Genomic DNA, 12,473 nt, shown 5'->3' with positions numbered 1-12,473 from the left:
CTAGGGGAGTAGTGGTATGGAAGTACATAAATTAAATTCCAATGTTTCTGTATTGAAACCTAAACAGTCGCAAATGCCTCCAAAGCCAGGCCCTCATAATTATGCCAAAAAGGTACATCGTCGGCGTATGGCAGTGATTGGTATTGTTTTTGCAATTATTTTGGTTGTATTTGGTGTTCAAATTTTTAACGCACATCGGACTTATGCCAATACAATGGGACAAATTGAAGTTAGTAAGACGAAGTTAAGTAAGCAAAAAGCGATCCAAAGCGATTTGAAACTTGAAGTTGCACAACTTCATGATACGAATTATTTGGAAAAATATATTCGGGAAAAATATATGTACAGTAAACCGGGTGAACAAATTTATAATTTGCCTGGTGATGTTAAGACCACTACGATTCAAAAATAGGGAAAGGAATTATTTTTAATTAGATGACAGTCGAAGTAGGAACTAAAACAGAAGGTAAAGTTACTGGAATTACAAACTTTGGGGCGTTCGTTGACCTTGGAGAAGGACAAAGCGGAATGGTACATATCAGTGAAGTTGCTGATGGTTACGTTAAAGATATTCACGATGTTTTGAGTGTCGGTGATACCGTAAGGGTTTTAGTTCTTAATGAAAAAGATCATAAGATTGCACTTTCAATCAAACAGGCTTCTGACAAGCCTAAGGCAAAGTATCATGCACATCATTCTCATGAACGTAATGAACATAAATCACGTCCACATAAACCTGAAAGTTTTGATGATATGATGTCAGGCTTTATGAAGGAAAGTGAAGAACGTTTAAGTACTATTAAAAAGAACACAGAAGGAAAACGTGGTGGTCGTGGTGGCCGCCGCAGCTAATAAATATTAGGTTGAGACATTGTCTCAACCTTTTTAGTTTCAGGGATTTGGAGAAAAAATGGAGTTAGATAATAGAATAATAAATACTGTTAAGAGTGTTTTGAAGAAGTACCACACTAAAAGAATTTTAGTAGCTGTTTCTGGTGGTGTTGACTCAATGGTTCTGTTGAATGTGATTGGTGAGATTCTACCTAAGGAATCTTTTGGTGTTGTTAATGTTGATCATGATCTACGTCCGGAAAGTGCTAAAGAAGTTGAATTTGTTCAAAATTTTTGTGTAGATAACGGATATCAATTTTTTACGACTAAATGGTTGAATAAGCCACAAGACGATATTGGAATGGAAGCAGCTGCTCGGTCTTTTAGATACGACTTTTTCAAAAAAATTATGCAGGATAATGATTTTGATACGTTACTGACAGCACACCATGCCAACGATTTGGCTGAAAATATTTTAATGAAATTGATCCGTTCAGGTAATGCCTACGAAGTTGTTAGTTTGAAGGAACAACGTCCGTTTGCCGGTGGTCAAATTGTGCGACCATTATTAAAATTTGCTAAATCAGATATCACAGTTTTTGCGGATATCCATGATATTCATCATGTTCAAGACGAAACTAATTTTGATAATATAACTATGCGTAATCGTTTGCGTAATAATATTTTTCCAAAGTTACAAAAGGAGAACGGTCAATTACTTGCACATTTTGCTTTCTTTGAACAACAAATTATGGCATTGCTGGATTTAGCTCAAAGGGAGTTCGCTCGAATTGAAGATTCAATGAAGTTAGTGAGGACACCTGAAAAAATAACGGGGTTGATAGAACCGGTCAAAATTTTAAATTCGGAACAACAGACACTGTTTTGGGGTAGTTTTTTTACCAAAAATAGTTTGGGCATTTCAATTAGTAATCGTCAAATTGAACAGATCATTGAAATTATTTTGGGTGATCATGCCAATGCTTCAATTGATTTGGCAGATTCATGGCGGTTTATTAAAAGCTATGATCATTTCTTGATCCAACGAGTACAAGATCAGAATTTACAAGTAGCTTCTATTGAGATAGGTCAAACTCAGGTAATTAATCATAGAAAATTCAGCCTTTTAGAAAACGAGCAAGATTTTACACTAACCGTGGAGAATACTCCGCATGAAATAAGCTTACGGACTCGCAGAGATGGCGATAAATTACTCTTGTCAAATGGTCAACATCAAAAGTTGAGTAAGAGATTTATAAATGAAAAGATACCTGAATATGAACGTGATAATTATTTAATTTTATTATTTGATAATCAGATAGTATGGGTTGAAAAAATTTATAATATGAGTGATTATTTAAAAAAAGGCAATAAGCATTACAAAATAAAACTTGATTGAGGTAAAAACATGAATTCAGATATTAAAGAGGTATTAGTCTCGGAAGAAGAGATTAATGAAACTATTCAACGTTTGGGTAAACAGTTAACGAAAGAATATCAAGGAAAGAATCCTTTGTTTGTTTGTATTTTACGTGGAGCCGCTATGTTCATGATGGACCTCGTTAAGAGTTTAGATTTTAAAATGGAATACGACTTTATGGATGTTTCTAGTTATGGTGGTGAAAATACCGTTACAACTGGGGATGTTCGTATCATTAAAGATTTAGATACATCTGTACGTGATCGCGATGTGGTAATAGTTGAGGATATTATCGATACTGGATACACATTAGATCGTTTAGTAGAACTATTTGAATCACGTCATGCTAAATCAATTAAATTGGTTTCATTCTTGGATAAACCGGCTCGTAGAATCAAGCATGTTAAGGTTGATTATATCGGAGTAGAGATTCCTGATGAGTTTGTAGTTGGTTATGGAATGGATTATGATGAACATTATCGTAATTTACCTTATGTTGGTGTATTAAAACCAGAGGTATATAGTACAAAATAATTAAGATAGAGTTACAATTATTATTGTGTTACTGTTCACCAATGTTACAATATGTAACGTCTAAGTAATTTAGGAGGAAATGTATGAAAAATAATCGAAATAGGTTAATCAATAATAGCCTGTTTTACATCTTGCTCTTTGTTGTTTTGGTTCTGGCAGCAAGTTGGTTTGCTGGTGGTCAATCCTCAGATCAATCTAAAACACTAAGCCAAGACCAATTCATCACACAATTGAAGCAAGGCAAAGTGAAGAGTTTCAAACTAGAGCCTATCGGAGGAGCTTATCAAGTAACTGGTGAATACAAGAAAGCTCAAAAGGCTAATACAACACGTTCCGTGTCACTATTCAGTCGTGCTCAATCTAGTGGTTCTAGTGAAGTAACTTCATTTAGTTCAACTGTTTTGCCTAACAATGATACGTTAAAGAGAATTAATAACGCCGCTATGGCGAAGGGAGTTAAGACTACTGCTGCTCCTAAGTCACAATCCGGTCAATGGATCTCCTTGATATTGACGGTCGTTGTTCCATTTGCATTGTTCTTCTTTGTAATCTTTGCAATGATGGGTCGTGGAGGCCAAGGTGGTGGCGCAAACCGTGTCATGAACTTTGGTAAATCCAAGGTCAAACCAGAGGATCCTAAGAAAAATAAAGTTAGATTCTCTGACGTTGCTGGTGCTGAAGAAGAAAAACAAGAACTTGTTGAAGTTGTTGAATTCTTAAAAGATCCAAGGAAGTTTGTTTCTTTGGGTGCCAGAATACCGGCAGGTGTTTTGCTAGAGGGTCCTCCCGGGACTGGTAAAACTTTACTAGCTAAGGCTGTTGCTGGTGAAGCTAAAGTTCCTTTCTATTCAATTTCTGGTTCAGATTTCGTTGAAATGTTTGTTGGTGTCGGTGCTTCACGTGTTCGTGATTTGTTCGAGAATGCTAAAAAAGATGCCCCATCAATTATCTTTATTGATGAAATTGATGCCGTTGGTCGTCAACGTGGTTCAGGTACCGGTGGCGGTAACGACGAACGTGAACAAACACTTAATCAATTATTGATTGAGATGGATGGATTTACTGGTAATGAAGGTGTTATCGTTATGGCCGCTACTAACCGTTCCGATGTCCTTGATCCAGCGTTGTTACGTCCCGGTCGTTTTGACCGTAAGATTTTGGTTGGTCGCCCTGATGTTAAGGGTCGTGAGGCCATTCTTAAAGTTCATGCTAGAAATAAACCATTTACAGATGATGTTGATTTGAAAGCTATTGCACAACAAACACCAGGTTTTGCTGGTGCTGATCTAGAAAACTTACTTAACGAAGCTGCCTTAGTTGCTGCTCGTCGTGGCAAGCAAAAGATTGATCCAAGTGATCTTGATGAAGCTGAAGATCGTGTTATTGCTGGTCCAGCTAAGAGAAATCATGTTGTTCCTGAACAAGAACGTCACACTGTGGCCTACCATGAAGCAGGACATGCTTTGATTGGTTTGGTTTTGAGTGATTCTCGTGTTGTTAGAAAGGTTACTATCGTTCCTCGTGGACGTGCCGGCGGTTACGCTATCATGTTACCTAAGGATGATCAAAACCTTGCTACTAAGAAGGAATTAAACGAACAAATTACTGGTTTACTTGGTGGACGTACTGCCGAAGAAATCATTGTCGGTCAACCTTCATCAGGTGCTTCAAATGACTTTGAACAAGCAACACAAATTGCTCGTACAATGGTTACTGAATACGGTATGACAGATCGTTTAGGTACGGTTCAACTTGAAAAGAATGGTCAACCATTTAGTGGTGGTAATTATCGTCAATTACCTTCTTATTCAGAAGATACTGCTAAAGCAATTGATCAAGAAGTTAAACGTATTATTGATGAAGATCACGAACGTGCTAGAGAAATTCTTGAAACACATCGTGAACAACATAAGATTATTGCCGAAGCTCTATTGAAGTATGAAACACTTGATGAAAAGGAAATCTTGAGCTTGTATAACACAGGTAAAATGCCTGCTAATGATGCTAACCAAGAATTCCCAAGTGAAAGTGCTGCTACCTTTGAAGAATCAAAAAAGGCTGTTGAAGCTAAGGATGCTGAAAAGCAAAAAACTGAGGGTTCAACTACTGAAACAGATAAGTCAGATGACAATATTGATGAAGCTGTTTATCCTTCAGAAAAAGACGAAACTAAGTCAGATGATACGAATAATTCTACTGGAACTACACCATCATCTACTGAAACTAAGTCTGATAATGATAATGATTCAACAGATTCTACTGCCAATAGTGACAAAGATAATAACAATAATGATAATCAATAAAAAAGAGCGACTCGTATGAGTCGCTTTTTTGAACGGAGGAAATTATGACTGATACTTTAACTAAATCAGTTTCTAAAGACGGAAAGTTTAGGGTTTATGTTGTTAACGCCACCCAAACTATTCAGGAAGCACAAAAAAGACATGACACTTGGAGAAATTCCAGTGCTGCATTGGGTAGAACAATGATTGGTTCTATTTTAGTCGCTACTTCAACTCTTAAAGAAGATGAAGTTCTAACAACTAGAATTCAAGGCGGTGGCCCAGTTGGAGCCATTGTGGTTGATGCTGATGCTCAGGGAAATACCAAAGGTTATATTACTAATCCACACGTAAGTCTAAAGGCTCGTGAAGATGGTCATATTGATGTTCAAGCTGCAGTCGGTAATAAAGGAACTTTGAGTATTACCAAAGATCTACATATGAAGAAGCCATTCACTGGTGAAGTGCCATTGGTTTCTGGTGAAATCGGTATGGATTTTGCTTATTATATGGCTAAATCAGAACAAATTCCTTCAGCTATTGGTGTTTCAGTATTTGTGGAACCCAATGAAAAAGTTGGTGCTGCAGGTGGTTTCTTAGTTCAAACTCTGCCAGGAGCTACTGACACAGATATTTCTAAAATTGAAGCAAATTTGAAGGTTGTTCCTAATTTATCAACTTTGCTCAATGAAGGCCTAAGTAATAATGAAATCTTAGATAAAATTATGAATGGTGTTGAGATGAAGGTCTTGGATGAAATGCCTGTTCAATTCCAATGTGACTGTTCTAAAGAACGTTTCTCTAAATCACTAGCTACTTTATCTACTGCCAATCTACAAGCTATGGTTGATGAAGATCACGGTGCTGAGGCAGTCTGCAAATTCTGCGGTAATAAGTATCAATTTAGCGAAGCCGAATTGAAGAAAATTATTGCGACTAAAGATTAATCATGTTTGCCATATGAATAGAAAATTTGTTATTATTGCAAGTTGTAGTTAATAATTTGAGGTAAAAAGTATGGAATGGAAAATAGGCAATGTAACGATTCCTAACCAAATTGTGGTTGCTCCAATGGCTGGAATAACCAATTCAGCTTTTCGAGTTACAGCAAGGGAATTTGGAGCCGGTCTAACTGTTTGTGAAATGATCAGTGATCAAGGCATTAAATATCGAAATGAAAAGACACTGGGTATGATGTTCGTTGATCCTAAAGAACATCCTGTCAGTATTCAGATTTTCGGTGGTAGTGTTGATTCATTAGTTCAAGCAGCTAAATTTGTTGACGATAATACTAGTGCTGATATTATCGATATCAACATGGGGTGCCCAGTTAAAAAGGTTACCAAGACAGGTGCAGGTTCTTGTTGGTTAAGAGATCCAGATCATCTTTATGAGGCTGTGAAGGCTGTTAGTTCAGCTATCAGTAAACCTCTAACGGTGAAGATGAGAACTGGTTGGGATGACGATCATATTTTAGCAGTTGAAAATGCTCTAGCAGCACAAGAGGGCGGAGCTTCCGCAATTGCTATGCATGGTCGTACAAAATCCCAGATGTACATGGGACATGCCAATTGGGATATCTTACATGAAGTGGCACAAAGTGTTTCCATTCCATTTATGGGTAATGGTGATATCAAGACTCCTCAAGATGCTAAGACAATGATCGAAGAAGTGGGTGCGGATGCTGCCATGGTAGGTCGAGCCGTACTTGGTAATTTATGGAGATTAAATGCGATGAACCATTATCTAGAAACTGGAGAATTATTGCCAGAACCAAGCGTTCCAGAAAAAATTAATATAGCTAAACTTCAACTCCAACGTCTGGTAGACTTAAAAGGTGAGCATGTTGGTGTTCCAGAATTTCGTCAACAGGCAGCATATTATCTAAAGGGGATTCCCCATGCAGTAAGAACACGTGCTAAAGTAGTGGAAGAAGATTCCATGCAGGAAGTGTTCGATACATTAGATCAATTTGTTGAAAGTTACGAGAAGAGAGAAGCGAGATCTTCAAGAATTTCGTAGACAGGGGGAAAAATTTTGAGTAACGAAAATAAGAAAAAGCAACCAACGAAAGAAGAAATAAAAAAGACTAGAGTCATGAATGATCAACTAAGGGTCAGACGTGAAAAACTACAAGAACTTTATGATGAAGGTGTTGATCCATTCGGTTCAAGATTTGAAAGAACTGCATTGGCTCAAGAGATTCATGACAAGTATGGTGATGAAGATAAGGAAGTTCTTGAAGAACAGGACTTACCAGTTGTTATTGCCGGTCGTATGATGTCAAAACGTGGTAAAGGTAAAGTTGGTTTTGCTGATATCCGTGATAGAAGTGGCAGAATTCAAATTTATGTTCGTAAAGATGTCGTTGGTGAAGAGAACTACCATATCTTCAAACGTGCCGATATTGGTGATCATTTAGGTATTCATGGTGAAATCATGAAAACGGACATGGGTGAATTGACTGTTAAAGCTACTCACGTAACAATGTTATCTAAGTCATTACGTCCATTACCTGATAAGTTCCATGGTTTGACAAATGTTGAACAAATTTATCGTCAAAGATATTTGGATCTAATTGCTAACCAAGATAGTTTTGAACGTTTCAAGAAACGCACTAAGATTATTTCAGCTGTTCGTGAATACTTAGATGGTGAAGGCTTCATGTCAGTTGAAACTCCTGTCCTAAATACACAAGCCGGTGGTGCTAGTGCTAGACCATTCATCACACATCACAATGCTTTGGATATGCAAATGTATCTCCGTATTGCTCTTGAATTGCCACTTAAGAGATTAATTGTTGGTGGCTTCGAACGAGTTTATGAAATCGGACGTGCTTTCCGTAATGAAGGTTTGGATACACAACACAACCCTGAATATACTTCACTAGAAACATATGCTGCATATTGGGATATGACAGATGTCATGAAAGAAGTCGAAGGACTCTTTAGACATGCTGCTCAAAAAGCTAATGGTACACAACAAGTTACTTATCAAGGTGAAGAAATCGATTTGAGCAAACCATTCAAGCGTATCAAGATGGTTGATGCAATCAAAGAACAAACAGGAATTGATTTCAGCCAAGATATGGATCTTGAACAAGCTCGTAAATTAGCTGATGAAAAAGGTGTTAAGTACGAAGACTTCTGGGGCGTTGGTCATATCATTGCTGAATTCTTTGAAGAATTCGTTGAAGACACTTTAAAGGAACCTACATTCGTTTACGAATATCCTTTGGAAGTTTCACCACTTGCTAAGAAGAGCAAAGAAAATCCTAACTTCACAGACCGTTTCGAAGTTTACATCTTAGGTCATGAATTCGGTAATGCCTTTACTGAACTAAATGATCCTATTGATCAAAAAGAACGTTTTGAAGCACAAGCTGCCGAACGTGAAAAGGGTAATGATGAAGCCGAACATATTGATAACGACTTCGTTGAAGCTATGGAATATGGTATGCCACCAACAGGTGGGCTAGGAATCGGTATCGATAGACTAGTAATGTTGCTAACAGATGCACCATCAATTCGTGATGTTATCTTGTTCCCAACAATGAGACCAGAAGACAATAGCGAAGAATAGAGAGCAAAGCAGGTCTGGGAATTTCTGAGAATTTGCCTAAGTATTGGAAGAAATTGGCCCGCGTAGCTCGGTTCTACTATTAAACATAGAAGAATTAGAATATCTATTAATTAAAAATACCAGTGTAACAACTTCGAAAGGGGTTGCCACATTGGTATTTTTTATTGATATTATTGTTTATAAAGAAACGACATATTTTGACATCTCCGATATATAAAATAAACATAAGTAAGAAATATGTTTTAAAGAAGACGAGATTCTGCTACTTATTAAAATATTAGTTTCTAGTCGTCCACTGAATAAAAGGGAACTATCTCATTTGACAGAAAAAAGTTGAATTTGAATATACCGATCATGAACGGCTGAAAAAAGCTGAAATTAAACACGGATATATTGGGTTATATCAAGGATAAATTTTCAAACTGTCGCGTAATTAAACGATTTGATAAGCCTAATAATTTTTTTTAAAAGTTTTCGTTGACAATTTTTGTGGTCAATAGGTATAATAATATAGTTGTTTCGAACGAGAAACACTATGGAGGATTAGCTCAGCTGGGAGAGCATCTGCCTTACAAGCAGGAGGTCACAGGTTCGAACCCTGTATCCTCCATTAAGCAAAGTGCTTAGTGGAAATCATTTAGTTTTTTGCGGGTGTGGCGGAATTGGCAGACGCGCTAGATTTAGGTTCTAGTGTCCAGTGGACATGAAGGTTCAAGTCCTTTCACCCGTATTAATAATTGGCCTTGCAAAAGGATCGGTTATTGTGTATTATGTTAGATGTCGTTTGGCATAATGCCGACTTAGCTCAGTTGGCAGAGCATCTGTCTTGTAAACAGGGGGTCGGAGGTTCGAATCCTCTAGTCGGCATAGTCATAATGCGGAAGTAGTTCAGTGGTAGAACATCACCTTGCCATGGTGGGGGTCGCGGGTTCGAATCCCGTCTTCCGCTTAGAGAGGTTTCGGGAAATAGCTCAGCTTGGTAGAGCGTCACGTTCGGGGCGTGAAGGCCGCAAGTTCGAATCTTGTTTTCCCGATTCCATGATAAGTTTAAAAGGGTAATTAATTCTGAAAATGAATTGATTACCTTTTTTCGTTCTCTAAAGATTTTTTTGAAGTCAGGAATCAATTATAAATCTCGTGAATGTGTTAGGATTCTATTGGAGGCAAAATCTGAAGAATCATTAACTTTTTTATATTTTGCAAGATGAAATAATTGCTTTTTTTTGAAACATAATTATACTTTCTAAACAGACACTTAAAAAGTAGAGGTAACATTAATGGACAAAGTATTTACCGAAAGCGCCAAGAATGCACTAGTTTTAGCTCAAGAACAAGCCAAGACATTTCATCATAATGCTGTTGGTACAGAACATATTCTACTTGGGTTAGTAATGGAAAATGATGGTATTGCCGGTATTACTTTGAGAGATCTAGCTGTAAGTGATCGAGATGTTGAAGAGGAGATTGAACATCTGACAGGTTATGGGGATGTCTCATCTAATACTGCTAAAGGAATTTATTTACCATACTCTCCTAAAGGACAAATGATTTTAAGCAATGCGGAAGAAGATTCCAACTTATATAAAGCTAACCGTATTGGTACAGAACATATTTTATTGGCAATTCTTGATGACGCCGATAACTTGGCTAACCGTATTTTGGTTAATTTGGGATTGAGCTTAGCTAAGACTAAGTCTTTGCTATTAAGCAAAATGGGTATGTCAAACAAGGCTGCACGTCGTGGTTTTGCTGCAAATTTAAATAAACAAAAAAATCAACAATCGCAAGGTGGAACTCCAACGTTGGATTCCTTAGCTCGTGATTTGACAAAATTAGCTCGTGATAATCAAATTGACCCTGTTATTGGTCGTAAAAAAGAAGTTGACCGAACTATTCAAATCTTGAGTCGTCGTACTAAGAACAATCCTGTTCTAGTCGGTGAGCCCGGTGTTGGTAAAACTGCAATTGCTGAAGGTTTAGCTATTGCTATTATAAAAAAAGAAGTTCCATTAGATATGCAAAACAAACGTATCATGATGTTAGATATGGGTTCATTAGTAGCTGGTACTAAATATCGTGGTGAGTTTGAAGATCGTTTAAAGAAAATTATCAAAGAAATTTATGAAGATAAACACGTCATTCTCTTTATTGATGAATTGCACACATTAATCGGAGCTGGTGGTGCTGAAGGTGCAATTGATGCATCTAATATTTTGAAACCTGCCTTAGCTCGTGGTGAGTTGCAATTGATTGGTGCAACAACATCTAATGAGTATCAAAAGTACATTGAAAAGGATACAGCTTTGGAGCGTCGTTTTGCCAAAGTCTATGTTGAAGAACCTAGTGCCGAAGATTCTGTTAAGATTTTGACAGGACTTCGCCCAAGATATGAACAACATCACGGCTTAACAATTTCTGATGAAGCCGTTGAAGCAGCGGTTCGTCTTTCTACACGTTACTTAACTAACCGTTTCTTGCCAGATAAGGCTATCGATTTGATGGATGAAGCTTCAGCTAAAGTTAGAATTCATAATGTGTCTAAAAATAACAAACTTGAAGAGTTAACTAATCAAGCTTTGAAGTTGATGGATGACAAGAACAACGCTATTTTGGATCAAGACTTTGAAAAAGCTGCTAAGATTCGTGAACAAGAACAAACTGTCCAAGCTGAAATTGCTAAGCTAAATGATAAGAAGTCAGCACAAAAGAAACCTGTTGTAACAGCGGATGATATTGCGGAGATCATTGCTGAGTGGACTGGAGTTCCGGTTAAGCAAATTACTCGTAAAGAGAGTGAAAAGTTACTTAATCTTGAAAAAGAGCTTCATAAACGTGTTATTGGTCAAAATGATGCCATTAATGCTGTTTCACGTGCAATTCGTCGTGCTAGAAGTGGTATGAAGGACCCTAATCGTCCAATTGGTTCATTTATGTTCTTAGGACCTACCGGTGTCGGTAAGACTGAATTGGCTAAATCAATCGCTGAAGTAATGTTTGGTTCTGAAGATAATCTAATTCGTGTAGATATGTCAGAATATATGGAACAATATAGTACATCTAAGTTGATTGGTTCAGCTCCTGGATATGTCGGCTTTGATGATGGTGGTCAATTGACAGAGAAGGTAAGAAATGAACCTTATTCAGTTGTTCTACTTGATGAAGTTGAAAAGGCTCATCCAGATGTCTTCAATATCTTATTGCAAGTTCTTGATGATGGTATCTTAACTGATGCTAAGGGTCGTAAAGTTGATTTCCGAAATACTATTATTATTATGACTTCTAACCTTGGAGCTAGATCATTGGAAGATGACAAGTCAGTCGGCTTTGGTGCTAAAGATGTTCACGATGACTTTAAGGAAATGCAAGAACGTATCAATACAGAATTGAAACGCTTCTTCCGTCCTGAATTCTTGAACCGTATTGATGAAACAATTGTCTTTAAAGCTCTTGATAAAGAACAACTCAAGGATATTGCTAAGATCATGAGTAATAACTTGAGAAAACGTCTTGCTGAAAGAGAGATCAAATTGGTTATCACACCAACAGCTTATAGCGATTTAGTAAAAGATGGCTATAATCCTGAATATGGTGCTCGTCCAATGAGAAGAACTATTCAAAGAGAAATTGAAGATCCGGTCAGTGAACAATTACTTATGGGTAACGTTAAAGCTGGCGATTCAATTAAAGTTGGTTCTAAAAAGGGCAAGTTAACGGTAACGGTTGATAATCCTAATAGTAAGGAAACAGTCTCCAATCAAAAATAATCGACTTGACTATTGACAAAAATAGTGTATAAGTGTATTATTTCTCTTTGAGATTCATAG

9 protein-coding genes and 5 tRNA genes are annotated in these 12,473 nt (G+C 37.2%); all 14 read left to right on the top strand.

The features are described from left to right. The first annotated feature begins 16 nt into the window (after positions 1–16). Positions 17–412 (top strand): septum formation initiator family protein, encoded by a 396-nt coding sequence (locus ACI6PB_RS10670; RefSeq protein WP_025084396.1) that lies wholly within the window; start codon positions 17–19, stop codon positions 410–412. A 23-nt stretch (positions 413–435) separates the two neighbouring features. After that, complete coding sequence (locus tag ACI6PB_RS10665; protein ID WP_025084397.1) at positions 436–852, top strand: S1 domain-containing RNA-binding protein; 417 nt, start codon at positions 436–438, stop codon at positions 850–852. Positions 853–910: 58 nt separating this feature from the next. Beyond that, a complete protein-coding gene (gene tilS / locus ACI6PB_RS10660) occupies positions 911–2,230 on the top strand; it encodes a tRNA lysidine(34) synthetase TilS (protein WP_025084398.1) in 1,320 nt (439 codons plus the stop codon). Positions 2,231–2,239: 9 nt separating this feature from the next. After that, positions 2,240–2,785 (top strand): hypoxanthine phosphoribosyltransferase, encoded by a 546-nt coding sequence (gene hpt, locus ACI6PB_RS10655; protein WP_025084399.1) that lies wholly within the window; start codon positions 2,240–2,242, stop codon positions 2,783–2,785. 83 nt (positions 2,786–2,868) lie between these two features. Continuing rightward, the gene (gene ftsH / locus ACI6PB_RS10650; RefSeq protein ID WP_056955945.1) at positions 2,869–5,088 is read left to right on the top strand and encodes an ATP-dependent zinc metalloprotease FtsH; all 2,220 of its coding nucleotides are present in this window, start codon (positions 2,869–2,871) and stop codon (positions 5,086–5,088) included. A gap of 44 nt (positions 5,089–5,132) precedes the next feature. Further along, positions 5,133–6,014, top strand: coding sequence for an Hsp33 family molecular chaperone HslO (gene hslO, locus ACI6PB_RS10645; RefSeq protein ID WP_025084400.1), 882 nt, complete (start codon positions 5,133–5,135; stop codon positions 6,012–6,014). Positions 6,015–6,084: 70 nt separating this feature from the next. After that, the gene (dusB, locus tag ACI6PB_RS10640; RefSeq protein WP_025084401.1) at positions 6,085–7,089 is read left to right on the top strand and encodes a tRNA dihydrouridine synthase DusB; all 1,005 of its coding nucleotides are present in this window, start codon (positions 6,085–6,087) and stop codon (positions 7,087–7,089) included. Between the two features lie 75 nt (positions 7,090–7,164). Further along, a complete protein-coding gene (gene lysS, locus ACI6PB_RS10635) occupies positions 7,165–8,649 on the top strand; it encodes a lysine--tRNA ligase (RefSeq protein WP_034543778.1) in 1,485 nt (494 codons plus the stop codon). 537 nt (positions 8,650–9,186) lie between these two features. Beyond that, positions 9,187–9,259 (top strand) — tRNA-Val (locus ACI6PB_RS10630). 37 nt (positions 9,260–9,296) lie between these two features. Then, positions 9,297–9,379: transfer RNA gene (locus ACI6PB_RS10625), tRNA-Leu, on the top strand. A 64-nt stretch (positions 9,380–9,443) separates the two neighbouring features. Continuing rightward, positions 9,444–9,516: transfer RNA gene (locus ACI6PB_RS10620), tRNA-Thr, on the top strand. Positions 9,517–9,526: 10 nt separating this feature from the next. Then, positions 9,527–9,598 (top strand) — tRNA-Gly (locus ACI6PB_RS10615). Positions 9,599–9,609: 11 nt separating this feature from the next. Next, positions 9,610–9,683 (top strand) — tRNA-Pro (locus ACI6PB_RS10610). 243 nt (positions 9,684–9,926) lie between these two features. Next, positions 9,927–12,413, top strand: coding sequence for an ATP-dependent Clp protease ATP-binding subunit (locus ACI6PB_RS10605; RefSeq protein ID WP_404327401.1), 2,487 nt, complete (start codon positions 9,927–9,929; stop codon positions 12,411–12,413). The last annotated feature ends 60 nt before the right edge of the window (positions 12,414–12,473 follow it).

Origin of the sequence: Companilactobacillus paralimentarius, assembly GCF_963227125.1 — a bacterium.
Classification (GTDB): Bacteria; Bacillota; Bacilli; order Lactobacillales; family Lactobacillaceae; genus Companilactobacillus; species Companilactobacillus paralimentarius.
The sequence above is the reverse complement of the archived record's forward strand: the minus strand, read 5'-3'. Positions and strand labels throughout refer to the sequence as shown.